Origin of the sequence: Amycolatopsis rhabdoformis (assembly GCF_035918295.1) — a bacterium.
Classification (GTDB): Bacteria; Actinomycetota; Actinomycetes; order Mycobacteriales; family Pseudonocardiaceae; genus Amycolatopsis; species Amycolatopsis rhabdoformis.
Genome location: NZ_CP142149.1, coordinates 956094 through 981998, shown reverse-complemented (window position 1 = coordinate 981998; position 25905 = coordinate 956094). Strand labels below are relative to the sequence as shown.

Below are 25905 nucleotides of genomic sequence, written 5' to 3'. Positions count from 1 at the left end.
CCGGATCACTGGGCGCCACCGAATCCCGAACCCCGCCTCCGCCACGGCGCGGACGATACCGGCACCAAGATCTTTTCACCGCCCCGGACCCGAGCCGGTGAATCGGGGTACCTCACCGCTGAGCGAGTTCGACGGATCGCTCACGTCCCTCACGGCTAAGTCACCTATTAGGCTGATGCCATGGCCGACCACGTGGATTCCGTGCTCGCGCAGTGGGCTGCGCAACGCCCGGACCTCGACGTGTCGCCGATGGCCGTGATCGGGCGGCTCAAGCGCGTGTCCCGCCTGATCGACACCGAACTGGCCCGCACGTTCGCCAAGCACGGTCTCGACGCCGCGTCGTTCGACGTGCTCGCGTGCCTGCGCCGCAGCGACCCGCCCCACCGGCTCACGCCGACCGAGCTCATGCGCACGGCCATGGTCACCTCGGGTGCCGTGACGCAGCGGCTCGACCGGCTCGAAGAACGCGGCCTGCTCGCCCGCAGCCGCAGCGAGACCGACGGGCGCGGCGTGCTCGTGTCGCTCACCGGCGAAGGCCGGGCCCTGATCGACCGGGCCCTGCCCGACCACGTCGACACCGAGCGCCGTGTGCTCGACGCCCTCGACCCGGCCGAGCAGGCGGCGCTGGCCGACGCCCTGCGCACGCTGCTGGAATCCTTCGGCGACCGCACGGGCTGACCAGCTCTTCAGGAAGGAGATGCGCGTGACCATCGAGGACCTGGACCCGTTCGTCGGCGAATGGGTGGTCACCGTCGTGTTCCCCGGGCCGAGGGGCCGGCACCGGTCGCCCGGTCCGTCTTCGCGAAGATCCTCGACGGCAACTACCTCACGCAGCGCACCGAAGTGCCGCTGCGTGAGGCGCCCGACAGCTTTTCGATCGTCGCGCCCCACGAGGACGGCACGTTCACCCAGCACTACCACGACGCCCGCGGCGTGAGCCGGCTCTACGCGATGACCTTCCGCGACGGCGTGTGGACGCTGCTGCGCGAAGCCGCCGACTTTTCACCGCTGAACTTCCGGCAGCGCTTCACCGCCACCTTCAGCGCCGACGGCGACCGGATCGACGGCGCGTGGGAGCTGGCTCAGCCGGGCCAGGACTGGCAACACGACTTCGAGATGCACTACCGGCGCGTCGGCTGAGCCCCCTGTCTCTCAGCCCATGCTCTTCGCGCCGTCGAGCGCTTCGCGGATGATGTCGGCGTGGCCGGAGTGCTGCGCGGTCTCGGCGATGATGTGCATGAACACACGCCGCGCCGACCAGCTCGCGTTCTCCGGGAACCACGGCGCGCGGGGCAGCGGCTGGGTCGCACCGAGGTCGGGCAGCGTCGCCACGAGCTCGTCGGTCTTGGCCGCGACCTCGGCGTAGGCGGCGAGCACGCCTTCGAGCGTCTCGTGGGGCAGCAGGCGGAAATCGTCGGCCCGCTCGGCGAAGTCGGCCTCGGTCATCTCCGAGAAGTCCGGCATGGCCGCGGGGCCCGTCACGATGAACTCGGCCCAGCCGCGTTCCACGGACGACACGTGCTTGATCAGGCCGCCGAGGCACAGCTCGCTGACGGTGGTGCGCTGCCCGGCCTGCTCGTCGGTGAGGCCACGCGTGGTGAACCGCAGGAAGTGCCGGTGCTTCGCGAGCATCTCCAGCAGGTCGGCGCGCTCGCCCGTGGTCACGTCGGTCGCCAGGGTCTCGTTCACGGCGGGATCCTCTCGTTGGGGCCTTTGGTGCATTTGACACCTTTGGTGGCTTCGAAATCCAAGGTAATCCGTATTCCGGCCACTTTCTGGCCGCAATCCGGGAGAATCTCGGTTCATGGCCAACACGAGCTCGCGGACGCTGCGGTTGCTCTCCCTGCTGCAGACCCACCGCTACTGGCCCGGCTCCGAGCTGGCCGCGCGGCTGGAGGTGTCGCCGCGCACGCTGCGCCGCGACGTCGACCGGCTGCGTGAGCTGGGGTATCCGGTCGAAGCGCAGCGCGGCGTCGACGGCGGCTACCAGCTCGCGCCGGGCGCGACGCTGCCGCCGCTGGTGGTCGACGACGAGGAGGCCGTGGCCCTGGCGGTCGGCCTGCAGGCGGCCGCGCAGGGCTCGGTCGAGGGCATCGCCGAGTCGTCGCTGCGCGTGCTCGCGAAGGTGGTGCAGGTGATGCCGGCCCGGCTGCGGCGCCGCGTCGACGCGTTGCGCGCGATGACCGTGCCGATGGGCTGGACCGGCGCGCCCGGCCCGAGCGTCGACCCGGGCGCGCTCACCGCGGTGGCGCTCGCCTGCCGCGACAGCGAACGCGTGCGCTTCGCCTACACCGCCGCCGGCGGCCAGGAAACCGAGCGCCACGTGGAACCGCTGCGGCTCGTGCCGGTCGGGCGCCGCTGGTACCTAGTGGCCTACGACCTCACCCGCCACGACTGGCGCAGTTTCCGCGTCGACCGCATGAGCGCGCCACAAGGCACCGGCGCCCGGTTCCGCCCGCGCGACCTGCCCGCCGCCGACGCCGCCGAGTTCGTGCGCGCCGGCCTGGAGAACGCGGCGCGGCCGTACCGGGTCGAGGCGGTGGTCCACGCGCCGGCCGCTTCGGTGCGGTCCCGCATCGGCCAGTGGAGCACCGTCGAGGAGCTCTCCGCGGACCGCTGCCGCGTGCTGATGACGGCCGATTCCCTGGACTGGCCGACCATGGCCCTCGGCGTAGCGGGCGCCGACTTCGAGGTCGTGTCACCCCCGGAGCTGCGCGACCACGTGCACGAATGGGGCGCGCGATTCGGCCGCGCGTAGGTAGGGTGGGGCACCCCTCGGGAGGCGGCCATGGCCACAGTCAGCGTGCGCTACATCGTCCACGACGTCGACGCCGCGATCACGTTCTACCGTGACCACCTCGGCTTCACCGAGGTGATGCACCCGGCGCCCGCCTTCGCCATGCTCGCCCACGGCGACCTGCGCCTGGTCCTCAGCGCCCCGGGCGGCGGCCCCGGCGGCGGCCAGGCCCAGCCCGACGGCCGCGTCCCCGAACCCGGCGGCTGGAACCGCTTCGCTCTGCAGGTCGACGACCTCGACACCGTGGTCACCCGGCTGCGCGCGGCGGGCGTGCCGATGCGCGGCCCGGTGGTCGAGGGTGTCGGCGGCCGGCAGGTGATCGCGGATGATCCGTCGGGGAATCCGGTGGAACTGTTCCAGCCGACCCGCGCGGAGGCCCGGCTCGACGCGAGCTGAGCCGGTCGGCGCGCGGATCAGGTCGGTCCGAGCCACGTGCGCCGTGCGGTCACGGGCGGTGCCAGGACTGGGCTTTCAGCCAGGTCAGGTAACCGTCGAAGATCGCCGCGGTTCCGCCGTGCGTGTCGCGCCTGTCGAGGAAATCGGCCAGCAGCGAGAAGAGCAGGTCCACCGCCGCCTGCCGACCCTCGCCGGCGGCTTCTTCGCGCCAACCCGAAGTACGGCCCGGAAAAGCGAGGTGCAGCACCAGGGAGCGCCAGGTCAGGTTGTCGCCGGCGCCGACCCGCGGCACCAGCGCTTCCCGGAACCCGGTGAGCAACCCGCCGTCGTTGCCGGCGTCGACGCCCGACAGGAACGTGCAGTAGTCGTGGTAACTGCCGTCCAGGCCGTACAGCCCCGGGCGCTGGTGGAGGTCGGCGAACAACTTGCGGTAGTCCACGGTGGAGGGTCCTTCGCGGCCGGGCGGCGGATGGTGGGCCCATCCTTGTCCACGGCCGTGCGGCCGAGTCCACCCGCGCCCGGGCGTACCGAGGCGCGGTGACTTTTGTTGGCATACAGGTGACTTGGGCGAATTCGCCCAGCCGTCCCCGGCGCGTGTTCGAACTTCGTTCCGGGAGGTGCCCGGACACGCGGTCACCACGACCGCCCTTTTGTTGTCGTAGACGACTCGCGAGCCGAGGTCCCGGTAGACCTGCATGATCCGGTCCGGGTTCCGTGAGTTCTGGTGCCGTGCGACGGCGCCGAGCGAGTCGAGCATTGCCTAGACCTCTGCCGCGTCGACTGTCTGCGCGTCCGGCAGGTGCTGAAGCTCTTCCTTCGCGGCTTGAAAAGGCTGAGGTAAAGGGACTCACCCCGCCGCCATCCGCTTTCGGGTGCAGAACGTTCTGGCGCGCCGGCAAAACCGGGGTGATCCCGGATGCCCGCGGCGGTCGGACTGGTTACCGTTCCGCTGCGTGAACCGCAGACTCGTCCTGGTGTTCCTGACCGGTGCCGCGGTCTTCCTGCTGCCGTGGACCGGCTACCTGGCGGCGACTCTGCCGGAGTCGTTCGACACCGGCGCTTGGCGGCCGGCCTGGGTCGGGTTCGACATCGCGATGGCGGCCTGCTTCGCCTTCGCCGCCTGGCTGACCGCGTCGCGCCGGCGGGGCGCTGCTCCGCTGCTGGCCGCCACCGCCACCCTGCTCTGCTGCGACGCCTGGTTCGACGTGATGCTGGACTGGGCCGGCCCGGACCGGTGGACGTCGCTGGCGATGGCCGCGCTGCTGGAGCTGCCGATCGCGGCCGGGCTGGCGTTGCTGGCCCGTCGCGTGCCCAGCGGCGCCCCGTCCCCCGAGCTCTCACCCGGCAGGACTTCGACCTGCACACCGACGCCGAGGTGCAGCGGGTAGTCCGGGCGCTCAACGAGCACCCGGACACCCCGGCCCCACCTGAGGCCGAACCCGTGCTGCGCCGGTTGGCCGCGGCCGGGTACGCCCGCCGCGGCCGCAACGGCCGGTGGCGGCCACTGCCGGTGGACGTGCGCCTGCCGCGGCCCGAACAGCTGCCGGAAGAGGACCGGGCGGCGGCCCGGGCGTTCGCGGACGCCCGCAACGACCGCGAGTTGCGCATCCTCGGCTGGGCGGCGCACCAAGGTGGATTCGGTCCGTGGGGGCAGGCCTCCCGCACCGTCGCGCACCTGACCGAGGACGAACTGGCCCGGTTCGCCGAGGAGTACCACGAGCTGGCGCAGCGCTACTCCCTGCGCCGAGCCACGCCGGCCCCGGGCACCCGGGAGCTCGCGATGCGGTTCTACGCCTTCCCGATGCCGACCGAGTCCGAACTCGCGCTTCAACGGGCCGACGGGCCACGTCGGTAAGGTGCACGCACCGACGGGACCTGTACAACTTCCACGCCCCGACCCGCCCGGAGAGCGATCTCGCGGTCCTGGCCGCGCGAGCGGACCGCTACCCGAGCTTCGCCTTCCGGGTCCACGACCGTGCGGCCGACCCGAGTCCACCCGCGCCCAGGCGTGCCGAGGCGCGGGTGACCCGCGTCAGCACACCTTCGCGACCTCCGCCGGCGTCGGCGCCCAGCCCCACGGGTGCGGCGCCTCCCCCGGGGGGATCACCGTGCCCGCGCGCACGGTCAGCACTGGAACGAACGCGCGGTCCAACCGCAGCGACGCACCCACCGAGTCGGACACCGACCAGTCGCCCGACACGAGGTCGAGCACGGACAGGTCGGCGGGGCGACCGACCTCCAGCCGGCCGGCCTGAGAGGAAATGCCCGCAGCAGCGGCGGGGCCGGAGGTGGCCAGGGTGATCACCTCGGGCACGGAGAAGCCCAGCGCGAGGTAGCGGCTGAGCACCTCGGTGAGGCTGAACACGATCTCGCCGTGGCCGGTCAGCGTCATGTCCGTGCTCACCGCGTGCAGCGGAATCCCCTGGTCGAGCACGCGGCGGGCGACGTCGAAGGACAGGTTCTTGCAGCCGTGCGCCGAATCGAAGAGCACGCCGCGCGCAGCGGCCGCCACGGCTTCGGGCAGCACCACGCCGTCGGCGTCGAGCACGCCGCCCGGGTTGGCGGTGTACACGTGCGTGACGATGTCGCCGGCGTCGAGCAGGTCGAGGGTCTCCGGCCCGACGCGCGGACCGGCCAGCCCGCCGATGTCGCCGACGTGCACCATCAGCGGCACGCCCGCCTCCCGCGCCACCGTGCGCGCGGTGCGCAGCATGTCCAGCCCCGGCCCCTGCAACGCCGGCGACACCATGCGCACCTTGATGCCGCGCACCAGGCCGGGGTTCTCGGCGAGCACGCGGCGGACCCCGTCCGCGTCCAGATCGTCCACGGTGGACACATCGGGTTTCACGGCGAGACCACGCCGTCCGATGTGGACAAAAGGCACCACCGAGGTGCGGCAAGTTGGCAGCAAAGCCTTGAATTCCGCGAAGTTCGCCGCTCCCGAGCTGCCCGCGTCGACCACCGTGGTCACGCCCGAGAGCACGCCGGCGGTGTCCGGGTCCACGCTGAGCGCCGAGCCGGGCGCGAACACGTGCGTGTGCAGGTCCACGAGCCCCGCCGTGACCAGGCGGCCGCGCACGTCCACGACCCGCCCGACCCCACGACGGTCGAGATCCGGCCCGATCGCCGTGATGATCGAGCCGGTCACGGCCACGTCGAGCCGGCCGGACAGGCCCGCGCCGGCGTCGACGACCTCGCCGCCGGCCAGCAGCAGATCCGTCACGAGGCCACCTCGCTCACGACCAGCAGCCCGTCGAGCGCCACCGCGCGCTCGGCCGTGACCGACACCGGGTTCAGCTCCAGCACGAACCCCGGCCACGGCAGCGTCTCGACGAACCGCGAGAACCGCACGAGGAACGCCACGGCCTGCGCGCCCGCGTCTTCGAGCGAGAGCCCCTTGGACTTGCCCGTGGTCCGCAGCCGCCGCAGCAACGCCAGCGCCGACGCCTCGTCCAGCGGCGCCGACGCGAAACTGACGTCGTCGATCAGCTCCGTCGCCACTCCCCCGGCGCCACACGACACGACCGGGCCGAACACCGGGTCGCGGAAACCCGATACGAGCAGTTCCGTGCCCCCGACGGCCGACTGCTGCACGAGCACCCCGAGCAGGTCCGCGCCGAGTGCCTCGGTCCGAGCCGCGAGTTCTTCGTACGCTTGGGAAGCGGCTTCACGATCGGCCACGCCCAAGCGCACCAGACCGACCGCCGCGCGGTGCGTGATCTGCGGGGAGAGCGCTTTCAGCACCACCGGGAAACCGAGCTTTTCCGCCAGCTCCGCCGCTTCCACGGCCGAGTGGGCGGTCTCGGCGCGCAGCACGTCGAAGCCGGCCTCCGCCAGCAGCCGGTGCACCTCGTGCTCGGCCACCACGTCGCCACTCGACACCGTCGGCAGCACCGGCTCGACGACCGGCGTCACCAGCCCCGGCGCCGCCGCCAGGATCGCGCGTGCCGTCTCGTCGTCCGTCCGGACCGGACGCGTGAGCAGCCCCAACGTCTCCACGGCTACGCGCTGGTCGTCGAACACGTGCAGGCCCGCGTCGGTGTAGCGCTTGACCGCTTCGGCCGTGGCCCCGCGCGAGTACACCGCGACGGCCAGCTCACCCTTGCGGTGCAGGTCGATCACCGGGTCGGCGATCTCCGCGGGGTACACGATCTCGCCGACGCTGAACTGCGTCAGGAGCACATCGGCTTCCCCCGACGCGGCCACCGCGGCCAAAGTGGACGACAGCTGACGCCGCCACTTCTCCTGCACGTACGCCTCGGGTGTGAGGTCCACCGGGTTCTTCGTCGACGCGATCTCCGGCATCGTCGGCGCCAGCGTGGCGCGCGTTCCCGCGGACAGCGCCGGCACTTCCAGCCCGGCCAGCGCGCACTGGTCCGACGCCAGCACGCCCGCGCCGCCGCCGTGACCCATGATCACGACCCGGCGCCCGCGCAGCGGCGGCAACCCGGCGCGGCCGTGGAGGTACCCGGCCGTTTCGAGCAGCTGCTCCACCGAATGCACCTGCACGGCGCCTTCGGCTTCCAGCAGCGCGTCCCACACGCGGGTCTCGCCCGCGAGCGCGCCGGTGTGCGCGGCGATGGCCGCCGCGCTGGCGGCCGAGTGGCCCACCTTCAGCACCAGCACCGGCTTGCCGAGCTCACACGCCCGGCGCAGCATCGCCACGAACCGGGCGCCGTCGCACACGCCTTCGAGGTAGGCCAGCACGATCTCGGTGCCCGGGTCCTCGACCACGGTCTCGAGCAGGTCGACCACACCCAGGTCGACCTCGTTGCCCGTGCTGATCATGTACCGGAACCCGATGCCGGACTCCTGCGACCACGCGTGCGCGTTGGCCGCGAGGCCGCCGCTCTGGCTCACCATGGCGATGCCGCTGGTCAGCAGCCGGTCGGTGCCGCGCAACCAGGTCGCGAACGTGCCGGTGAAGCCGATCGCCGTGTTCACCACGCCGAGGCAGTTGGGCCCGATCAGGCGCACGCCCGTCTCCCGCACCACCGCCGCCAGCTCGGCCTGCAGCCGTTCGCCTTCGGGGCCGTTCTCGGAAAACCCGCCGGCCCACGCGATGGCACCCGGCACGCCCGCCGCGTGCAGCTCGCGCACGACGCCGGCCACGTTCGCCGCCCCGAGACCGATGATCGCCACGTCGACGCCGGCCGGCAGCTCGGCGATCGACCGCACGGCCGGGTAGCCGGCCACGGTCTCCGCGGTGGGGTGCACCGGGTACACGTCGCCGGCGAAGCCGAACCTCCGCATGAGCGCCGCCGCCGTGCCGCCGCGGTTGCCTTCCCGGTCACTCGCCCCGACGATCGCGACCGAACGCGGAGCCAGGATGCGGTGCAGCGGCGTCACTTGTTCTGCCAGACGGGGGCGCGGCGCTCGACGAACGCGCGGCTGCCTTCCTTCGAGTCGTCGGTGGCGGCGACGTCGCGGTCGAGCTGGCGGGTGTACTCGTCCAGCGCCGGGTTGAGCGAGGAGATCCGGTACACGCGCGTGGCGGCCTGCACGGCGGCCGGCGAACCCGCCACGACCATGGCCGCGAGCTCTTCGGCCTTCGCCAGGATCTCGCTCTGCGGCGCGACCTTGTTCACGATGCCCTGGCTGTAGCAGTCCTGGGCGGTCAGCCGGCCGTTGCACAGCGTCAGGAACGCGGCGGTCGCGCGCGGCAGCGCGAGGAACTTCGCCTGCGGCGAGCCGAGGCGCCCGACGTTCGTGTGCTGGTCGCCGAGCCACGCGTCGTCCGCCATCACCCGCAGCTGGCACTGCATCACCAGCGTGAGCCCGACGCCGACGGCGAACCCGTTGACCGCGGCGATGAGCGGCTTGTCGAGGTTCGCGTCGTACGGCATGCCGCCGCCGCCCCAGTAGTACGCGGGGTTCGACGGGTCCTCGTGCGGCGTCTGCTCGCCGCGGGCCTGGTACTCGGCGAGGAACTTGATGTCGCGCCCGGCGCAGAACGCCTTGCCCGCACCGGTGAGGATGCCGACGCGCACGTCCGGGTCGCGCTGCATGTCGAGCCACACGCGGCGCAGCTCGCGGTAGGTGTAGGTGTGCAACGCGTTGCGCACCTCGGGCCGGTTGATCGTGACGTACGCGATGTGGTTCTTCTTCTCGTACTTCACGAACTCCAGGTCGTTGGGCATGGTCGACGGGTCGTAGGTGCCGGGCATCGGTCGTGGATCTCCTCGTCTTCGGTGCAGCGGAACGGTTCTACAGCTGGCGCAGGAACGCGCGGGCTCGGTCGGTGCTCGGGTTGTCGAAGAACTCGGCGGGCGGCCCGGCTTCGACGACCTTGCCGTCGGCCAGGAACACCACCTGGTCACCCACTTCCCGGGCGAAGCGCATCTCGTGCGTGACCACGACCATCGTCATGCCCTCGGCGGCGAGCTCGCGCATCACGCGCAGCACCTCGCCCACGAGCTCCGGGTCGAGTGCCGAGGTCGGTTCGTCGAACAGCATCACGTCGGGCCGCTGCATCAGCGCCCGCGCGATCGCCACGCGCTGCTGCTGTCCGCCGGACAGCTGCACGGGGTGGGCGTGCGCACGGTGCTTCAGGCCCACGCGCTCGAGGATGGCGAGCGCGCGGTCCTCGGCCTCTTCGCGTTCGAGCTCGCCGTGCAGCAGCGGCGCGAGCGTGAGGTTGCCGAGCGCGGTGAGGTGCGGGAACAGCTCGAAGTGCTGGAACACCACGCCGAACCGCCGCCGTTGGGCGAGCAGCTTCTTGCGCGGCATGTCGTGCAGCTTGCCGCCGCGCACCACGCGCCCGACGATCTCGCCGTCGAGCAGCACGTGGCCTTCGTCGGGGGTGAGCAGCCCGTTGATGCAGCGCAGGAGCGTGCTCTTGCCGGAGCCGGACGGGCCGATCAGGCACGCCACCCGGCCCTCGCCGAGCGTCACGTCGACGCCGTCGAGGATCTTCGCGTCGCCGTAGCTCTTGCCGACGCCCACGATCTCCAGCAGGTCCGAGCGGGTCTGCTTCACGGGCACCTCGCCTGTGGTGTTGTCATGCGCCGCGAGCACCGGCGTCTCCTTCCGTGGCGATGACCGCCTCCGGGGTGCGGACGCGCCGGCGGTAGGCGGTGGCCCGGCGTTCGAGGGAGCGCTGGCCGAGGCTGGCGAGGCTCGTGAGCACGAGGTACCAGATCGAGGCGACGAACAGCATCTCCATCGTCGCGAGGTTCTGCGACGCGATCTGCTCGGCGACGCCCAGCACCTCGGTGCCGGCGATCGCGTAGACCAGCGACGTCGACTTCAGCAGCATCACGAACGTGCTCCCGGCGGGCGGGATCATCACCGGGATCGCCTGGGGCAGCACGACCTTGGTCTCGATCTGCCACGGGCTCAGGCCCATGGCCGCGGCCGCCTCGCGCTGCGACTCCGACACCGACTGCGTGCCCGCCCGCACGATCTCCGCCAGGTACGCGCCCTGTTCCAGCGAAAGCGCGACGCCACCGGCGACCATCGGCACGAGCACCGAGTTCGTGGACACCGACCAGAGACTCAGGTCGGTGAACGGCAGGCCGATGCCGAGCTTCGGCAGGAAGAGCGCGAAGTTGCCGAAGATCAGGATGAACACGATCAGCGGCACGCTGCGGAAGAACCACACGTACAGCCAGCTCGCCGTGCGCGCCACCGGGTTGCGGCTCACCCGCATGTAGCCCACCACGATGCCGATGACCGAGGCGACCACGAAGGACACCAGCGCCAGCGCGATCGCGCCCAGCACGCCCTCGAGGATGCGCCAGTCGAACAGGTACCGGCCGATCACCGACAGGTGGATGTTGTCGTTGTGCAGCAGCGTGTTCAGAATGATCAGCAGCACCACCGCCAGCGCGAGCCAGGAGACGATCCGGCCCACCGGGGAGCGCACGGCGTGCTGCTTCGGAATGGGGTCGGCGCGTGTGAACCGCGGGCCGACGTGAGTGTCGGTGGTCATTTGCTCGCCTGGTTCAGGGTCGCGGTGGGCACGAGCTGGTTCTGCGGCAGGCCGAACCCGGTGAGGATCTTGGCGTAGCTGCCGTCCTTGATCATCGCGTTCACGGCGGCCTGGAAGGCGGCGGCCAGCTTCGGCTGGTTCTGGGCGATGGTGAAGCCCTCGTCGCCCTCGTCGATCTCGGCGGCGATGGAGTCGTTGGCCTTGGTGGCCACCAGCTTGCCCTGCGACTGCTGGGCGGTGTAGACGACGGTCGGCGTGGGGATCATGCCGCCGTCGACCCGGCCCGACTGCACGGCGAGCACGATGTCCGCGGTCGCCGACAGGCCGATCATCTGCGGGGCCGGCTTGCCACCGTCGGTGCAGTGTTTGGCGATGTCGTTGAAGATCGCGACGGTGGCCGCCGCGGCCTTGCCGAGGCCGATCTTCTTGCCGCACACCGCGTCGAGCGTCTCGAACTGCGAGGCTTTGTCGGCCGTGGCCAGGATGCCCTGCAGGTTCTTGAACGCGCCGACCACGTTGGCCTTGGCGATGATCTCGGCGTTGGCCGCACTGGCCGAGCCGCTCACCACGATCTTGCCGGCCTGCATGGCGGGCAGCTGGTCGGGGTAGAGCACCTGCTGCCAGGCCACCTTCAGGCCCATCATCCCGGCGGCGTGCTCCACGAGCTTGACCACGGCGCCGGTGGGCGTTTTGGTGCCGGTTTCGTACATGGCCATGGGGGCGGCCTGGAAGTTCGCCCCGCCGTTGATCGTGCCGGCCGCCGCGATGTCCGCGGGGACCAGCGCCTTCACGGCCGGGTCGACCGCCGCCGGAGCGACGGCCGCCGCGGCCGGCCGGCTCGCGGCGCCGGACCCGGCCGGCGCGCCGACGGGGGTGTCCGTGTTCGAGCAGCCGCTCAGTGCGGTCGCCACGGCGACGCCTGCGGCCAGCGAAAGCACCAGCTTCTTCATGGGGGACTCCTCAGTCCAACGGCGCTGTTGAGCTGCCTGTTCGAGCAGCGCTCACAGTGCCTCACCGGTTCGGTATGCGTCAAGTACTTGACTGACCAATTTTGTCTGACAAGTATTTCTGCAGAGCCGGACTTGTCGTACCTCGTCCGGGTGGATCAGTGCGCGCTCGCCTACACTGGGGTGCGCTGTCGTTTCCCGGCCCGACCCTGGCCGGGGCGTGGGGTTGCGGCGCCGGTGCAGCAGGGGGCGGCGACACACGAAGAGCTCGACCACAGGAGGTGCCAGCGGTGTCGTCGGTACTCGGATCACCGTCATTGACCGAGTCGCTCAGCGACGCACTTCGCCAGCAGATCATCCGCGGCGAGGTCGCTCCCGGTCTCCGGCTCACGGAAGCGTGGGTCGCGAGCCGCTTCGACGTCGCGCGCCCCACCGCCAAGGCCGGCCTCGACCGGCTGGTCGCCGAAGGTCTGCTGCGCCGCGGCCCGCGGCGCAGCTCGATCGTGCCGCAACTGTCCACTGAGGACATTCGCGACATCTACTTCAGCCGCGAACCCGTGGAAACCCTGGCGGTGCGCACGCTCGCCGAAGCCAAGAACGTGCCCTCCGACGCGCAGCAGGCGCTCAACATGATGCGCCTGGCCGCCGAGCAGTCCCTGCACTCCGACCACACCGAGGCCGACGTCGCGTTCCACCGCGCCCTCGTCGCGGCCACCGGCAGCCCGCGCCTGCAGCGCATGCACGGCACCGTGATGGGCGAGGCGCAGCTCTGCATCGCCCAGGTCCGCCGCACCGCCTCCACCGACCTCGTCGACCTCACGGCCCGCCACGCGGCCATCATCGACGCCATCCGCGCGGGTGACGCCGGCATCGCCGAAGAGGCGATGCGCGCGGACCTGCACGGGTGCCGGGACATGCTGCTGGCCGATGCGGCGAAGGGTGCCGGGGTCGCGGTCTGACCCTCCTCGGGCCGGGTTTCAGCCCACCACGGCACGGAAAAACCGGGCCACGGCGTCGGCCGGCTCTCCGCCCGACGTCGTGACCCGGCTCGGCGTCACCAGCCCAGCCGGGGAACTCCCGCGACCCAGCCGAGCGACTCCTCGGTCACGACGGTGGGCTTGTATTCGCACGCCACGGCGCCGCGGTAGCCGCGGTCCCACAGGCGGTCGATCACGGACCCGAAGTCGATGTCGCCGGTGCCCGGCTGGCCGCGTCCGGGGGCGTCGGCGAGCTGGACGTGGGCGATGAGGGCCGCGTGGGTGTCGATGGCCGTCAGAAGGTCGTCGCCACTGGTGGTGAGGTGGAAGGTGTCGAAGAGAAGGCCGATGGCATCCGCGCCGGTGTCGGTGCGGGCCTGCTCGACCACGCGCGCGCCGTCGGCGGCGGTGGTGAGGGGGTAGGCGCCGTTGAGGCCGCGGCCCAGCGGTTCGACCAGCACGGTGCCGCCGCCGGCGCCGAGGCGCTGCGTGGCGGTGGCGAGCTGGTCGCGGGCCACGGCGTCTTCCTCGGCCGCATCGCCCTCGGCGGCACGCTGTCCGTAGAGAGCGTTGAACGCCGGGCAGCCGGTGCGTTCGGCGATGGCCACGACGAGGTCGAGGTTCGCCGCGAACTCCTCGCGCCGCAACGGGTTCGAGACGATGCCGCGTTCGCCGCCGGGCATGTCGCCGGCGAACAGGTTGAGCCCGGTGAGCTCGACCCCCGCGGCGGAGATCGCGGCCACGAACGCGTCGACCTCCTCGGCCGACGGCACGGCGACCGGCCACGGCCACCACGTCTCCACGGCCGTGAACCCGGCCGCGGCGGCGCGCGAAAACCGTTGCAGGTAGGGAACTTCCGAGAACAGCAGCGAGACGTTCGCGACGAGCCGCAACTTCTCGGCCATCACGCGCTCCACTTCTCGAGGCCCGAAAGCGCCGCCACCTGGGCCAGCAGGGCGGAGTGGTCCAACCCGCCGGAGCCGGTCGCGCGCAGCGACGCCATCAGCTCCCCCACCAGCGCGCCGGCCGGCGAGAACACGCCGTTGGCCTTCGCGGCCGCGCGGTAGATCTCCAGGTCCTTGTGGTGCAGGTCCACGCGGAAGCCCGGCGCGAACTCGCCCGCCAGCATCGCCGCACCCTTGCGCGCCAGCACGGTGCTGCCCGCGAGGCCGCCGCCGAGCACGTCGACGGCCGGCGCGAGGTCCACCCCGTGCGTTTCGAGGAACACGAGCGCCTCGGACACCAGCTGCAGGGTGCCAGCGACCAGCAGCTGGTTCGCCGCCTTCACCGTCTGGCCGCTGCCCGGACCGCCGACCAGCACGATCGTGGTGCCCATCGCCTCCAGCACCGGCCGCGCGCGCTCGAGCGTGTCCGCCGCGCCGCCGACCATGATCGACAGCTTGCCCTCCTTCGCCCCGGCCTCGCCCCCGCTCACCGGCGCGTCGAGCATCGGCATCGACACCTCCGCGGCCCGCTCATGCAGCTCCCGGGCCACATCGGGACGGATGGTGCTCATGTCGACCAGCACCGTCCCGGCGGCGGCCGCCTGGAACACCTCGGCGTACACGGCCTGCGCGTCGGGACTGTCCGGCAGCACCGTGACCACCACGTCGGCACCCGAAACGGCCTCACCGAGCGACGCCGCGAGCACACCACCCCCCTCGACCAGCGGACGACCTCTGTCCGCGGTCCGCGTGAACCCCACGACGTCAAACCCCGCCTTGACGAGGTTGAGCGACATCGGGAGACCCATGACTCCCAGGCCGACGACCGCGATCCGCACTCTGTCTCCCTCCGAAGGGCGCCCTGAACCGGACGCCGGTTGGACGGGTGCCACCTTTCCTCGTGCCCGGCGCGTCGGTCAAGTACTTTTGTCAGGTGAATTTTGTCTGGCAAGATTACTCGGAGGGTAACCACGCAAACGTCAGGAAGTATGCGCTCGGGTTGATCAACACTGGATTCTGTTCGACGAGACGTGCACCGGTGCCGGGAAATCTGACGAATCCGGCAACACCGCGTGGCGAACTACTCAACAGCTTCCGCGACCGCGACACGCTCCGGGTGCACTCGCTGGTCGGTGAAACAGCTGTTCAAGCAGCAGAGTGCGCAGGAACCCGAGCCGCCTCAACCACCTCAGCCGAAACAACCGGCCCAACCGAAGCAACCGCCACCACCGGCCGCCGCAGCGCGCCGAGCCACTGCACCAGCAGCACCGCCCCGCCCGGTGCCGTCGACACCAGCCCCAGCAGCCCGTACACCACCGCCACCGTCACGCCCTGCTGCGCGCCCAATCCGGCCGCAGCGAACGCCAGCGCCGCCACACCCTCGCGCGGCCCGAACCCGCCGACGTTGATCGGTAGCCCCATCACCAGCAGGGCCAGCACCAGCAGCGGCAGCAGCGTCGGCAGGGAAGCCGTCGCGCCGGCGGCGTGGGCGGCGACCACGAACAGCGTGAGGTGCCCGGCCAGTGCCACCAGCGACAGCGCCGTGACTCGCGGCCAGGTGCGCAGCGCCAGGAGCCCGGCGCGGACGTCGGCCATGGACTCCGCGAAGGTGCGCCGCCATTTCGAGCCGCTGTAGAGCCACTGGTCGCCGGTGGTGCAGGCGACCGTGAGCACCGCGGCGGACACCACGAGCACCACCGCGCCCGCGATGGTGAGCAGGTCGTGTGCGAAGGCCGGCAGCACCGCCGGCCGGAAGATCAGCACCGCGAGCCCCGCGGCGACCACCACGACCTGGCCGGCGGTGCGTTCCAGCACCACCGCCCGCACGCCGCGCGCCACCGAACCGGATTGGCGCCCGTGCTCGACCGCGCGGTGCACGTCGCCGAGGATGCCCGCCGGCAGGACGCCGTTGAGGAACTGCGCGCGGTAGTAGTCGGCCACCGCGCGTCGCAGCGGCAGCCGCAGGCCGAGGCGCGAGGCGACCACACGCCACCGCTCGGCGCTCACCACGGTGGTGAGCAGGCCGATCGCCAGCGCCGCGAGTACCGGCCCGAAGCCGATCACGCGCAGGCCGTCGACAAAGGCGGCGGTGCCGAGGCGCCACGCCAGCACCCCGATGATCGCGAACCCGGCGAGGATTCGGAACCACGACCAGAACGTACGCATCAGGCCACCTTGATCGGGATCGAACGCCAGCGGGAAACGACTTCGGTGAGCCGGCGCGCCGCGCCGTCCCACTCTTCCAGTGCGCTGCCGCGGCCGATCGCCGCGGTGCGCAGGTCACGGCGCAGCTCGCCGTCGACGGTCCAGCGGCGCAGCGCCGAGGCGAGCGCGGCCGGGTCGGCGGGCGGCACGAGCAGGCCGGGCACGGCACCGTCCGAGGAGTGGCCGAGCGCGTCCGGCACCCCGCCGACGTCGCTGGCCACCACGGGAATGCCGCGCGCCAGAGCTTCGGTGATGACCATGCCGTAGGTCTCGGCGTGCGAGGGCAGCAGCACCAGGTCCGCGCAGTCGTACGCCGCGTCGAGTTCGGCGCCGGCCTTCGGGCCGCTGAACGTCACGCGCTCGCCCAGGCCGAGCCGCTCCACGGACCAGCGCAGCTCGTCCACGTACTCCGGCGCCCGCGTCAGCGAACCCACGAACTCGACCGTCAAGTCGAGGTCCGGCAGCTGGGCCAGTGCTTCGACGAGCACGTCCTGGCCCTTGCGCGGCGTCACCGCGGCCACGCACAGCAGCCGCGACACGCCGTCGGTTCCCGAGGCCAGCGGCGCCAGGTCCACGCCGGGTTCCACCACGGCGACCGTCGACGGGCCGAGGCCGTGGCGGCGGATCAGGGTGCGCGCGGCGGTGGGGCTCGTCGCCACGACCTGGCGCACCACCCGCAGCGTCTCGCGTTCGCACGCGTCGAGCTCGGCGGCGTGCACGGGGTCGAGGCCGGTCTCGTCGGCCAGCGGCAGGTGCACGAGCACCCCCAGGCGCAGGCGCCGCGCGTGCGGCACCACCACGTCGGGCACGCCGCACGCGACCAGGCCGTCGATCAGCACGGTGGTGTGGTCGGGCAGCGCCGCGAGCGCCCGCGCCAGCCGCGCGCGCCCCGTCGGACCCGGCTCGGGCCACGACCCGGGCACGGCCACCTGCAGCACCGGCACGCCGGCGCCCGGCAGGCTCTCGCACATGCGCCGGTCGTAGGTGTTGCCCCCGCTGGGCTCGGTGACGTCGTCCACGTTGCCCGGCAGCACGAACGCGACCACAGAGACCCCCGAGACGTCAGCGATCCCCGCGACCCTGCTGTCCGACCGCTGACTCCGCACGGTGCCTCCTTCACGCCGTTCGCCCCGGCAACCTCTCACCCAGCAACACGCAAGACCGGGGCCCCCGGTTCAACGGCGACCGGAATTTCCTCCTCCCGAACGACCCGAACGACCCGATCAACCCGAACGAGCGGTGGCCGGGTGCCTCGGCACCCGGCCACCGCTCGTGGTCCATCAGTCAGATCAGCTACCTACAGCCACTTCGGCGCCGTCCCCTTCTCCAGCCGCTTCCACCGGCTCGTGAACTCCTGCCGCAACTCGGCCCGCTTCCCGGCACCGGACCCGTACAGCACGCCGAAGGCGAAGCCGACACCCTCGTCCTGGCCGTCGACGCCGAGCCGGTACACGACCGGACCGGCCACGACCCAGTCCTGGTGGTCACCGAGCACCTGCTGCACGCCCTTCACGTTCTTGCGCCAAGCGCGCACCTTGGCGCCGAACACCGGCCGCACCACGTCGGCCGCGTAGCGGGCGCGCTTGGCCTTCTTCCGCACCGCGTGCAGCGCCAGCTGCTGCTCTTCGCCGGACAGCCCGCGCGCCGCCTTCTCCGCCTTCCGCAGCTTGCGCGCGGCCTTGCGCACCGGTTCGCGCAGCGCCTTCTTCGCCGACTTCGCCCCGCGGCCGGGCCCGACACCCGCCACGACGGCGTCCAGGTCCTGCACCAGCGCCAGGTACCGCTTGCCCTGCAACGTCTTCAGCGCCTTCTCCCGCGCCGCCACGGCGTCCCGGGAAAACCGCCGGGTCAGGTACTGGTCCACCGGCCCCACCACGAGCTCGGCCGACGCCCCGGCCACCCACTCGCGCACGAGTGCCTCCACGACCTCGCCGTCGCGAGCCGGGCTCAGCTCACCGCCGAGCCACTTCAGCTCACGCCCGAGGCCCGCCACCCGCTTGTCGTCCACAAGGGACGAGAACGTGCGCGACGCGCTGCGCAGCTTCCGGGAAGCCACCCGCAGCTGGTGCACGGAGTCCTCCACGTCGCGCCGCACGCCGACGTCGGCCCGCTGCAGCGCCGCGAGCTGTTCGCGCAGGTACGCCCCGACGACCTCGCCCGCGTCCGGCCGCTTGCGCTCCGGCCGGCCGTTCGGCACGCGGTCGCCGATCAGGCGCCGCAGCTTGGAGGGCCACAACGACACGCGCGCACCGGCGTCGACCAGCGTCACCTGCAGCTCGTCGAGCAGCTCCGGCGCGGCGTCGCCGGCGAGCTCGACTTCGAGCTCCCGCCACCGGTCCAGCCGCGCGGTCCTGCCACCGACCTCGCCGGTCACGTGGTCGTCGGTCACCGTGGCCACGACCTGGCCCGAGGCGTCGGTGAGCCGGTGCGCGAAGCGATCGGTCTTCAGGTGCGCGATCGGCAGCAGCTTGCGGCCCAGCGTGTAGGCGCGCAGCAGCTGGTTGAGCTCACGAGGCACCAGCTCGTCGTTCTCACCCAGCGGCAGCTGCAGTTCCTCGCGCTCGTCGGGCCCCACCGGCAGCTTGAGGTGCCAGCCGGCGTCGTGTCCGCCACTGCGCCGGCGCAGCGTGATGCCGGCGCGGATCAGTGAAAAGGCGGCAGTGTCGTAGTACGTCGCGTCGAGCTGTTCTTCGGCCGGGGCGTCCTGGCCCTGCACCGTCCCGCCGCCGACGAACTCGGGGACGACCACGTCCTGCGCGACCTCGTACTTGCGCTCCCGTTCGATTTCGACCACGGGTCTGTTCATCCGCTCACTCCTCAGGTTCGTTCTCGAAAGTCTGAGGCATGGAGGGCACTTACGGCGCGCGGTGCTGCAGCGGCGGGCTCACGTCCGGGTAACTCGTGTCCTGCGCGGGCACCGGCGAGGTCATCACCACGCCGCGTTCCTCGGCCTCACGCCGCGAGATCCGGCGGTTCACCACGGCCTCGCCGACCTGCTCGCCGCGGATGCGGCCCAGCACGGCCAGCGTGATGGCGTGCACGATCGCGAGCACCAGCAGCAGCACCCCGACCCGACCCACCACCCCGGGCAGATCGCTCTCGCCCAGCGGAATCGTGGACAGCAACGCCAGCAGTCCCAGCGTCACCAGGTGGAACAACACCGTGACCAGGCGGGTCATCGACGCACCCGCGGCCGCGTCACCGTAGGAACTCTCCAGGTAACCGCGTCCGCTGCGGTAGATGACCTGCCCGTCGATCAGCACGAGCACCACACCGATGGCGAGGAACGACACGTACGCTTCCGTGCTCATCCGGGCACCCTCCTTCCGGCCTCTTCCCCAGAACTACCCCTCGACCTGCGGGGGAAAACCTCCCGCGGCGCTCGGTCAGCCGCGGAAGGTGTCGGGGTGCGGGCCCGTGCGGTGGTCGGCGTCGAGCTTGCCGATCGCCTCGACGTCGGCATCGGAGAGGGCGAAATCGAACACGTCGATGTTCTCGCGGATGCGCTCGGGCGTGGCCGACTTCGGGAACACGATATTGCCGAGCTGCAAGTGCCAGCGCAGCACCACCTGGGCGGCGGTCTTGCCGTGCTTGCCGGCCAGCTCGGTGAGCACCGGGTCGGCCAGCACCGCGCCCTGCGCGAGCGGGCTCCACGCCTCGGTCGCGATGCCGTGGGCGCGGTGGTAGGCGCGCAATTCGGTCTGCTGCAACGCCGGGTGCAGCTCGATCTGGTTCACCGCCGGTACCGTGCCGGTGCGGCGGGCGAGCTCTTCGAGATGGGCCACCTGGAAGTTCGACACGCCGATCGCGCGGGTCTTGCCCGCGCGCAGCAGTTCTTCGAACCCTTCCCAGGTGCGCACGTACTTGTCCTGGTGCGGCAGCGGCCAGTGGATCAGGTACAGGTCCACGTGGTCGAGGCCCAGCCGGCGCAGGCTGCCTTCGAGCGCGTTGATCGCGTTGTCGTGGCCGTGGGCGTCGTTGGCGAGCTTGGTGGTCACGAAGACCTCGTCGCGCGGCACCCCGGACTTCTCGATGCCCTCGCCGACGCCGGCTTCGTTGCGGTACATCTGCGCGGTGTCGAAGTGGCGGTAGCCCGCTTCGAGCGCGGTGCGCACGGCTTCGGCCGTGTCGTCTTCGGGGATCTGGAACACGCCGAACCCGAACTGCGGGATGCGCACGCCGTTGTTCAGCTCGAGGTCCGGCACGTTCGTGGTGTGAACAGTCATGATCACGGCCTACCCGAGGTCACGGGCGGCAAACCTCGGTCAGGGCGCGACCGCTTCGGCGAGCGTGGTGCGCACCGCCAGCGTGGCCGAAGCGCCCGTGATGTCGAGGCAACGGCGCACGCTGCGCACGCCGTCGCACACCACGGTGAACGAAACAGCCCGATCGTGGGCCTCGAACAACGTGCGAATGCCGGCGCAGCCGAGGAATTCCACTCGGGAGAGATCCGCCACCACGGGCCCGCCGCGGCGCACCGCGTCGGTGAGCGCTTCGGCGAACGAAGGTGCGGTGGCGGCGTCGAGGTCGCCCACCGGAGTGAGGACCCGGGTGCCGTGGTGCTCGGTGGTGGTGATGGTGAGCTCCGCCGGTAGCGATACCGCGGACGAAAACGGGGTGTTCATGTGGAGCGCTCCTCTCGCAGAGACCTGCAGGGGCGCTGACCGGAGCACGTGTCTGAACAACAGCCAACACAATCGACCCTACGCCGGTGCCCGGTGAGGTCAACCCTCGTCGAACACCTGTCTCAGCACGGCGAGCCCGGGCTCGATCTTCTCCGGCGCCACGGCGCCGTAACCGAGCGCGAGCCCCGAAGGCGCCGGTGCACCACACAGGCTCGCCAGCGTCTGCACACCGACCCCGGCCTGGTTCGCCCTGGCCGCAACGGGTTCGCAGTCCAGTTCGGACAGTGCACAAAGGTGCAACCCGGCGGCCGACGGCACGGACGTGAGCAGTCCGGTGAAGTTTTCGTGAAGCAGGGTCGTGATCCGCTCGTGGCGCGCGGCGTATTCGCGCGTGGCCTTGCGGATGTGACGGGCGAACAGACCTTCGTCGAGCAGCCGGGCGAGCGCGGCCTGGGCGTGGTGGTCGCCGTGCCAGTCGGCCAGCTGCCGGGCGTGGCGCAGCGCCTCGCGCACCGAGCGCGGCGCGATGAGGAAACCCAGACGCAGGGCGGGAAGCAGGGTCTTGGAGAACGAGCCGACGTAGGCGACGCAACCCGCGCGGTCGAGGCTCTGCAACGGTTCGAGCGGCCGGTCGGAGAAGCGGAACTCGCTGTCGTAGTCGTCCTCGATCACCACGGCGCCGGCGCGCTCGGCCCAGGTGAGCAGCGCGGTGCGGCGGGCGAGCGACATCGGAGTACCGAGCGGGAACTGGTGCGACGGCGTCACGTACACCAACCGCGTGCGCGCGGGCAGATCCGACACGCGCAGGCCCTCTTCATCGACGGGCACCCCGACGATTTCCGCGCCGTGCGAGCGGAACAGCAGCCGCGCCATGCGGTAACCCGGTTCTTCCATCGCCACGCGGTCGCCGGGTTCGAGCAGCACGCGGCACAGCAGGTCGAGCGCCTGCTGCGCGCCCTGGGTCACCAGCACGTCTTCGGCGTCGGCCCGCACGGACCGCGAAACGCCGACGTGGCGGGCGATCGCCGCGCGCAGTCCCTCGTGGCCCGCGGGGTCGCCGTAGTGGGCGGAACCGATTCCGCGCAGTTCCGCGGAAAGCAGCCGGCGCCAGGTCTGCATCGGGAACAGCCCGGCGTCGGGGATGCCGACGCGGAAGTCGTACTCGGGCTCGATCGGGGCCTCGGGTGGCGGCACCGTCCGCCACGCGTCGCGCGGCCGGGCGGAGCCGGCGGGCGCTTTCCGCCGGTGGCCCGCGGGGAGCTCGACGCACACGAAGGTGCCGGAGCCGACCTTCCCGGCGAGGAACCCGTCGGCGGTGAGCCGGTCGTAGGCCACCGCGACGGTGTTGCGGGAGACGGCCAGGCGTTTCGCGAGCTCACGGGTGGGCGGAAGGCGCTCGCCGGAGCGCAGCCGGCCGTCGAGGATCGCGTCTCGCAGCTCGCGGTAGATGCGCGTGCCGAGGTCGCCGCGCCCGGCGAGCGTCACGTGGAAGTCCACCCGCTCGAGACTACATTGGCCCAGTGCGGTTGGGCAGAATTGGCTCTGGTGTAGAGCCAAACGCTCTTCTAGCGTTGCCCCATGACGACGATCGAGCAGCCGGTGACCACGCCCGCGCGTGCCTCGCGGCCGGGCCGGCTGCTGGCGGCGGCCCAGCTGGCCGCCTCGCTGGGCGATGGTGCTTTTCTCACGTGCTCCGTGCTTTATTTCACGCGCGTCGTGGGTCTCACGCCCGGCCAGGTCGGCCTCGGTCTCACGCTGGGCTGGGCCGTCGGCACCGTCGCCGGCATGCCACTCGGCCACGCGGCCGACCGCCGGGGCGCGCGCGGCGCCGCCGTGCTGCTGTCGCTGGCGACCGGGCTGGCGATCACCGCGTTCCTCTTCGCGGGCTCGGCCTGGACGTTCACGCTCGCGGCCTGCTGCTACGCCACGGGCCAGTGCGGCGTGAGCGCCGTGCGGCAGGCCCTGCTCGCCGCCGTGGCAGAACCCAGCCGGCGCACCCGGATCCGCGCGCACCTGCAGTCGGCCGGCAACGCGGGCCTCGCGATCGGCGCGGGCCTCGGCGGCCTCGCCCTCCTGGCCGACACCCCCGGCGCCTATGCGGCGGCCTTCTGCCTCGACGCGGCGGCGTTCGTGGTGTCCGGCCTGCTGCTGCGCTTGTTGCCTCTGGTGCCGCCCGTACCGCGCGCCGCGGGCGAACCCGCACTGGCCGTGCTGCGCGACCGGCCGTACGCCCTCGTGACGCTGCTGAACGCGATCCTGTTGCTGCGCATGCCGTTGCTGAGCGTCGCGATTCCACTGTGGATCGTCTCGCGGACCGCCGCTCCCGAGTGGACGGTGTCGGCCCTGTTCGTGCTGAACACCGTGGTGGTGGTGCTGGGCCAGGTCCGCGCCGCGTCCCACGTGACCGGCCTCCACTCGGCGACGCGGCTGGTGCGACACTCCGGAATCCTGCTGGCCGCCTCGTGCGCCGCCTTCGCCCTCTCGGCCACCGGCTCCTCCGCGACGCTCGCCGTCACCGTCCTCGTGGCCGGCGCGCTGCTCCAGGTACTCGGCGAGATGCTCCAGTCCGCCGGCACCTGGGAAATCGGCTTCGCCCTCGCCCCGTCCGACCGCCAGGGCCAGTACCAGGGCTTCTTCGGCACCGGCACGTCCATCGCCCGCATGGCCGGCCCGGCCCTGCTGAGCACCGTGGTCGTCCAGTGGGGCACCCCAGGCTGGCTCCTGGTGGGCGCCGTGTTCATGGCGGCGGGGTTCGCGATGGGCCCAGCGGTCCGCTGGGCCGGCCGGCGCCGTTGACGCCCGCGGCTCTCGCCGGCTGACACCGGCGCGAACGGCGCTGTCGTGCAGGCCAACTGGAAGAACCGGTCCGCTCGCGAGATCCCCAGTGGCGCGAGCGGCCCTGTCGCGCAGGCAGACCGGTGGAACCGGTCCGTTCACGAAACCCCCAGCGGCGCGAACGGCCCGGTGGCGCGGGCTGACCGGTAATCCAGGTCCGGTCTACCGGCCCCAGCGGCGCCGTAGCGCAGGCCGGCCGGTCAACCAGGACCGATCTCAAAGTCCACCGCGGCGCGAGCAGCCCAGTGGCGCAGGCAGAACGGCAGAACAGGTCCATTCGCGAAGCCCCCAAGCCGTGCGGGCGGCCCCGTGGCGCAAGCCGGCCACTTGAACAGATCCGGACACGAAGTACGCCGTGGCGCGAACGGCCCGGTCGCGCAGGCAGAACGGCAGAACAGGTCCATTCGCGAAACCCCCAGCGGCGCGAACGGCCCCGTCGCGCACGCCGACCGGTAGAACCGGCCCGTTCACGAAGTTCCCCCGCGGTGCGGGCGGTCCTGCGACTCAGACCGGCCGCTAGGACAGCTCCGGACTCGAAGTGCTCCGTGGCGCGAACGGCACCGTGGCGCAAGTCGACCGGTCAAACCAGGACCGGTCTCGAAGTCAGCCGCGGCGCGAACGGCCCTGCGGCGCAGGCCGGCCGCTGGAAGAGGTCCGGACTCGAAGCGCTCCGCGGCGCGAGCGGCCCGGTCGCGCACGCCGACCGGTAGAACCGGCCCGTTCGCGAAGTCCCCGCGGCGTGGACGGCCCTGTGGCGCAAGTCGGCCGCCAGAAGAGGTCCGGACTCGAGTTGCTCCGTGGAGCGAGTGGCCCGGTCGCGCAGGCAGGCGGTAGAGCTGGCCCGTTCGCGAAGTCCCCAGTGGCGTGAGCGGCCCGATCAGTCGGGCCCGCTCAGCGGCGCGAGTCCCCTCGCGCTCTCCCCAGCAAGCGCGGTCGGTGCTCGTGGTGCGAACCACCCGACCGCGCACCCTCGCGGTGTCGAGCCGCGAGGGTCAGTCGCGCATGGCCAGTTTGGCGAGTTCCTGGTCGAAGTCGAACCAGAACGCCTCGTCGCCGGCTGGGACCTCGTCGTAGGTGCGGTCGAGGAAGTCGGCGAGTTCGTCGGCGGGAGCTTCGAGCACGGCCGAGCCGTCGGGGGCGTTGAGCTCGACCACGACGCGGGCGGAGTCCGCGGCGGGGCGCACTCGGACGTCGCCTTCGCCCGCGGGGGCGATCAGGCCGTCGGCGAGCAGGTCGCGGCCGAAGAGCCAGCGCACGACACCCGGGCCGGCGTGATAGCCGACGGAAATCGCGTACGGGTCCGACGGGTCGTACTCGAGGTCAGCGCGCACCGGCAGCGGAACGCTCCCGAACGTGCGCAGCCCGAAGACGATCGTCGCGTGGACGACGGGGGGCTCGGTGCCCATGGCGGTACCTCCTTCAAGTCGTTCTCGGCTGGATTCAACTCACTATTCAACGTGAATGTTCCTCTATGAGTAACGCCCCGTAAGAGTACGAGCTGCCCGACATCCGATCTTTCACCCCTTTGGTGGAGACGGACGTCTCATCTGCTCACTCATCGGTATGAAGCGCGTCCCCGATCGGTGTCCGCAAGCCAGCACAGCCCGGAGCCACCGCGCTCATCGTGCGCCGGACGGCCCGGCGGACGAACGACGACCACGCCGGTGAACGTGACGATCACGCGCCGGCCCGCCACATGGACCTGGCGCTGCCGGACCTCACCACCGGACCCCTCGCCGGCCACGCAGCCCGCTACCCGCCCCAGCGTGCCAAGCCGCCATCGCACCCCACCGCCGACACCCTCCACGCCGGCAACTGGCCGCCCCGCCCAACCCGACAGCGGCCCCGTCGCGGACCCGACCGCCCAGCGCCCCCGCGACGGTGAGGCGCTTCACCCTGTGCCCCGCCGCACAGCCCGACATGGTGGGTGGTGGGGTTCGCGGGGAGTGAGGTGGGCCGCCGGGTGGCGGTTTGTTGGTGGGTGGGCTGGCAGTGAGCGGTGAGGCGGATTGCTCGCTGGCGGTCTAAAGGCGAGTGGGCTTACGGGGTAAGCGGCGAGGCGGGTCGCCCGCTGGTGGTTTGAAGGCGAGAGAACTCGCGGGTGGAGTGGCGGGCCGCCCGCTGATGGCTCGTTGGCGAGTGGACTCGCGGATGACCGTGGCCGGGTTACCGACTGTCCGGACTGTGCGGCACCGGGCTGGCGTCGGCGATGAGGTCATGTAGTTCGGTTCGGGCACGCAACAAAC

Annotated in this window: 26 protein-coding genes; 8 read left to right on the top strand and 18 right to left on the bottom strand. The window is 71.8% G+C overall.

Translation table 11 applies throughout. The features are described from left to right. Positions 1–180 precede the first annotated feature (180 nt). Together VSH64_RS04555 and VSH64_RS04550 are read left to right on the top strand one after the other, a co-directional pair. Positions 181–678: a MarR family winged helix-turn-helix transcriptional regulator gene (locus tag VSH64_RS04555; RefSeq protein ID WP_326834186.1), complete on the top strand. Its 498-nt coding sequence runs from the start codon at positions 181–183 to the stop codon at positions 676–678. Positions 679–738: 60 nt separating this feature from the next. Next, positions 739–1140, top strand: a complete 402-nt coding sequence (locus VSH64_RS04550) for a hypothetical protein (RefSeq protein ID WP_326834185.1) — start codon at positions 739–741, stop codon at positions 1138–1140. 12 nt (positions 1141–1152) lie between these two features. Here VSH64_RS04550 and VSH64_RS04545 read toward each other — a convergent pair whose 3' ends face one another. Next, positions 1153–1632, bottom strand: a complete 480-nt coding sequence (locus VSH64_RS04545) for a DinB family protein (protein ID WP_326837906.1) — start codon at positions 1630–1632, stop codon at positions 1153–1155. A 172-nt stretch (positions 1633–1804) separates the two neighbouring features. Here VSH64_RS04545 and VSH64_RS04540 point away from each other — a divergent pair, with 172 nt between their 5' ends. Both VSH64_RS04540 and VSH64_RS04535 read left to right on the top strand, forming a co-directional pair. After that, a complete protein-coding gene (locus VSH64_RS04540; RefSeq protein WP_326834184.1) occupies positions 1805–2758 on the top strand; it encodes a helix-turn-helix transcriptional regulator in 954 nt (317 codons plus the stop codon). A 30-nt stretch (positions 2759–2788) separates the two neighbouring features. Next, the gene (locus VSH64_RS04535) at positions 2789–3193 is read left to right on the top strand and encodes a VOC family protein (protein ID WP_326834183.1); all 405 of its coding nucleotides are present in this window, start codon (positions 2789–2791) and stop codon (positions 3191–3193) included. A 49-nt stretch (positions 3194–3242) separates the two neighbouring features. On the opposite strand, the gene VSH64_RS04530 is transcribed toward VSH64_RS04535, so the two are convergent. Then, positions 3243–3632, bottom strand: a complete 390-nt coding sequence (locus VSH64_RS04530) for a hypothetical protein (protein WP_326834182.1) — start codon at positions 3630–3632, stop codon at positions 3243–3245. Positions 3633–4146: 514 nt separating this feature from the next. Here VSH64_RS04530 and VSH64_RS04525 point away from each other — a divergent pair. Further along, the gene (locus VSH64_RS04525) at positions 4147–4581 is read left to right on the top strand and encodes a hypothetical protein (protein WP_326834181.1); all 435 of its coding nucleotides are present in this window, start codon (positions 4147–4149) and stop codon (positions 4579–4581) included. After that, complete coding sequence (locus VSH64_RS04520) at positions 4569–5048, top strand: hypothetical protein (RefSeq protein WP_326834180.1); 480 nt, start codon at positions 4569–4571, stop codon at positions 5046–5048. Before VSH64_RS04525 ends, VSH64_RS04520 begins: the two co-directional genes overlap by 13 nt. Positions 5049–5225: 177 nt before the next feature. Here VSH64_RS04520 and VSH64_RS04515 read toward each other — a convergent pair whose 3' ends face one another. Genes VSH64_RS04515 through VSH64_RS04490 form a run of 6 tightly spaced genes read right to left on the bottom strand, consistent with a single transcriptional unit; the run spans position 5226 to position 12076 of the window. Beyond that, positions 5226–6416 carry an amidohydrolase family protein gene (locus tag VSH64_RS04515; RefSeq protein WP_326834179.1) on the bottom strand — a complete coding sequence of 397 codons (1191 nt, stop codon included), beginning with the start codon at positions 6414–6416 and terminating at the stop codon, positions 5226–5228. After that, positions 6413–8542 (bottom strand): acetate--CoA ligase family protein, encoded by a 2130-nt coding sequence (locus VSH64_RS04510; protein ID WP_326834178.1) that lies wholly within the window; start codon positions 8540–8542, stop codon positions 6413–6415. Before VSH64_RS04510 ends, VSH64_RS04515 begins: the two co-directional genes overlap by 4 nt. Next, positions 8539–9360: an enoyl-CoA hydratase/isomerase family protein gene (locus VSH64_RS04505; protein WP_326834177.1), complete on the bottom strand. Its 822-nt coding sequence runs from the start codon at positions 9358–9360 to the stop codon at positions 8539–8541. Before VSH64_RS04505 ends, VSH64_RS04510 begins: the two co-directional genes overlap by 4 nt. A 40-nt stretch (positions 9361–9400) precedes the next feature. Continuing rightward, positions 9401–10210 carry an amino acid ABC transporter ATP-binding protein gene (locus tag VSH64_RS04500; protein ID WP_326834176.1) on the bottom strand — a complete coding sequence of 270 codons (810 nt, stop codon included), beginning with the start codon at positions 10208–10210 and terminating at the stop codon, positions 9401–9403. Beyond that, complete coding sequence (locus tag VSH64_RS04495) at positions 10194–11126, bottom strand: amino acid ABC transporter permease (RefSeq protein ID WP_326834175.1); 933 nt, start codon at positions 11124–11126, stop codon at positions 10194–10196. The genes VSH64_RS04500 and VSH64_RS04495 overlap by 17 nt, the downstream gene beginning before the upstream one ends. After that, positions 11123–12076, bottom strand: coding sequence for a transporter substrate-binding domain-containing protein (locus tag VSH64_RS04490; protein ID WP_326834174.1), 954 nt, complete (start codon positions 12074–12076; stop codon positions 11123–11125). The genes VSH64_RS04495 and VSH64_RS04490 overlap by 4 nt, the downstream gene beginning before the upstream one ends. Positions 12077–12390: 314 nt before the next feature. Here VSH64_RS04490 and VSH64_RS04485 point away from each other — a divergent pair, with 314 nt between their 5' ends. Beyond that, entirely contained in the window at positions 12391–13032 is a 642-nt protein-coding gene (locus tag VSH64_RS04485) for a GntR family transcriptional regulator (RefSeq protein ID WP_326834173.1), read from the top strand. A 95-nt stretch (positions 13033–13127) separates the two neighbouring features. Here VSH64_RS04485 and VSH64_RS04480 read toward each other — a convergent pair whose 3' ends face one another. The 9 genes from VSH64_RS04480 to pdxR all read right to left on the bottom strand — a co-directional run bounded on the left by VSH64_RS04480 (position 13128) and on the right by pdxR (position 22321). Further along, a complete protein-coding gene (locus VSH64_RS04480) occupies positions 13128–13955 on the bottom strand; it encodes a hydroxypyruvate isomerase family protein (protein WP_326834172.1) in 828 nt (275 codons plus the stop codon). Continuing rightward, the gene (locus VSH64_RS04475; RefSeq protein WP_326834171.1) at positions 13955–14833 is read right to left on the bottom strand and encodes an NAD(P)-dependent oxidoreductase; all 879 of its coding nucleotides are present in this window, start codon (positions 14831–14833) and stop codon (positions 13955–13957) included. Before VSH64_RS04475 ends, VSH64_RS04480 begins: the two co-directional genes overlap by 1 nt. 307 nt (positions 14834–15140) lie before the next feature. Next, positions 15141–16160 (bottom strand): lysylphosphatidylglycerol synthase transmembrane domain-containing protein, encoded by a 1020-nt coding sequence (locus tag VSH64_RS04470; protein ID WP_326834170.1) that lies wholly within the window; start codon positions 16158–16160, stop codon positions 15141–15143. Then, positions 16160–17245 carry a glycosyltransferase family 4 protein gene (locus VSH64_RS04465; protein WP_407655673.1) on the bottom strand — a complete coding sequence of 362 codons (1086 nt, stop codon included), beginning with the start codon at positions 17243–17245 and terminating at the stop codon, positions 16160–16162. Before VSH64_RS04465 ends, VSH64_RS04470 begins: the two co-directional genes overlap by 1 nt. A gap of 251 nt (positions 17246–17496) precedes the next feature. After that, positions 17497–19005 (bottom strand): CYTH and CHAD domain-containing protein, encoded by a 1509-nt coding sequence (locus tag VSH64_RS04460; protein ID WP_326834168.1) that lies wholly within the window; start codon positions 19003–19005, stop codon positions 17497–17499. Between the two features lie 49 nt (positions 19006–19054). Next, positions 19055–19510, bottom strand: a complete 456-nt coding sequence (locus VSH64_RS04455) for a hypothetical protein (RefSeq protein ID WP_326834167.1) — start codon at positions 19508–19510, stop codon at positions 19055–19057. A 75-nt stretch (positions 19511–19585) separates the two neighbouring features. Then, positions 19586–20425 carry an aldo/keto reductase gene (locus VSH64_RS04450; protein ID WP_326834166.1) on the bottom strand — a complete coding sequence of 280 codons (840 nt, stop codon included), beginning with the start codon at positions 20423–20425 and terminating at the stop codon, positions 19586–19588. A 39-nt stretch (positions 20426–20464) separates the two neighbouring features. Continuing rightward, positions 20465–20824, bottom strand: a complete 360-nt coding sequence (locus tag VSH64_RS04445; RefSeq protein ID WP_326834165.1) for an STAS domain-containing protein — start codon at positions 20822–20824, stop codon at positions 20465–20467. Between the two features lie 99 nt (positions 20825–20923). After that, positions 20924–22321, bottom strand: coding sequence for a MocR-like pyridoxine biosynthesis transcription factor PdxR (pdxR, locus tag VSH64_RS04440; protein ID WP_326834164.1), 1398 nt, complete (start codon positions 22319–22321; stop codon positions 20924–20926). Positions 22322–22402: 81 nt separating this feature from the next. Between pdxR and VSH64_RS04435 the strand changes: the two genes are divergently transcribed. Then, complete coding sequence (locus VSH64_RS04435; RefSeq protein ID WP_326834163.1) at positions 22403–23620, top strand: MFS transporter; 1218 nt, start codon at positions 22403–22405, stop codon at positions 23618–23620. A 1031-nt stretch (positions 23621–24651) separates the two neighbouring features. Here the strand turns inward: VSH64_RS04435 and VSH64_RS04430 are convergent. After that, entirely contained in the window at positions 24652–25065 is a 414-nt protein-coding gene (locus VSH64_RS04430; protein WP_326834162.1) for an SsgA family sporulation/cell division regulator, read from the bottom strand. Between the last annotated feature and the right edge of the window lie 840 nt (positions 25066–25905).

Excerpts from the sequence above, each read along its gene's own strand:
- VSH64_RS04505 (WP_326834177.1), bottom strand. The coding sequence starts at position 9,360 with ATGCCCGGCACCTACGACCCGTCGACCATGCCCAACGACCTGGAGTTC.
- VSH64_RS04540 (WP_326834184.1), top strand. The coding sequence starts at position 1,805 with ATGGCCAACACGAGCTCGCGGACGCTGCGGTTGCTCTCCCTGCTGCAG.
- VSH64_RS04460 (WP_326834168.1), bottom strand. The coding sequence starts at position 19,005 with ATGAACAGACCCGTGGTCGAAATCGAACGGGAGCGCAAGTACGAGGTC.
- VSH64_RS04550 (WP_326834185.1), top strand. The coding sequence starts at position 739 with ATGGGTGGTCACCGTCGTGTTCCCCGGGCCGAGGGGCCGGCACCGGTC.
- VSH64_RS04555 (WP_326834186.1), top strand. The coding sequence starts at position 181 with ATGGCCGACCACGTGGATTCCGTGCTCGCGCAGTGGGCTGCGCAACGC.
- VSH64_RS04450 (WP_326834166.1), bottom strand. The coding sequence starts at position 20,425 with ATGACTGTTCACACCACGAACGTGCCGGACCTCGAGCTGAACAACGGC.
- VSH64_RS04435 (WP_326834163.1), top strand. The coding sequence starts at position 22,403 with ATGACGACGATCGAGCAGCCGGTGACCACGCCCGCGCGTGCCTCGCGG.
- VSH64_RS04535 (WP_326834183.1), top strand. The coding sequence starts at position 2,789 with ATGGCCACAGTCAGCGTGCGCTACATCGTCCACGACGTCGACGCCGCG.
- VSH64_RS04490 (WP_326834174.1), bottom strand. The coding sequence starts at position 12,076 with ATGAAGAAGCTGGTGCTTTCGCTGGCCGCAGGCGTCGCCGTGGCGACC.
- VSH64_RS04430 (WP_326834162.1), bottom strand. The coding sequence starts at position 25,065 with ATGGGCACCGAGCCCCCCGTCGTCCACGCGACGATCGTCTTCGGGCTG.
- VSH64_RS04445 (WP_326834165.1), bottom strand. The coding sequence starts at position 20,824 with ATGAACACCCCGTTTTCGTCCGCGGTATCGCTACCGGCGGAGCTCACC.
- VSH64_RS04480 (WP_326834172.1), bottom strand. The coding sequence starts at position 13,955 with ATGGCCGAGAAGTTGCGGCTCGTCGCGAACGTCTCGCTGCTGTTCTCG.
- VSH64_RS04470 (WP_326834170.1), bottom strand. The coding sequence starts at position 16,160 with ATGCGTACGTTCTGGTCGTGGTTCCGAATCCTCGCCGGGTTCGCGATC.
- VSH64_RS04455 (WP_326834167.1), bottom strand. The coding sequence starts at position 19,510 with ATGAGCACGGAAGCGTACGTGTCGTTCCTCGCCATCGGTGTGGTGCTC.
- VSH64_RS04495 (WP_326834175.1), bottom strand. The coding sequence starts at position 11,126 with ATGACCACCGACACTCACGTCGGCCCGCGGTTCACACGCGCCGACCCC.
- VSH64_RS04545 (WP_326837906.1), bottom strand. The coding sequence starts at position 1,632 with ATGCTCGCGAAGCACCGGCACTTCCTGCGGTTCACCACGCGTGGCCTC.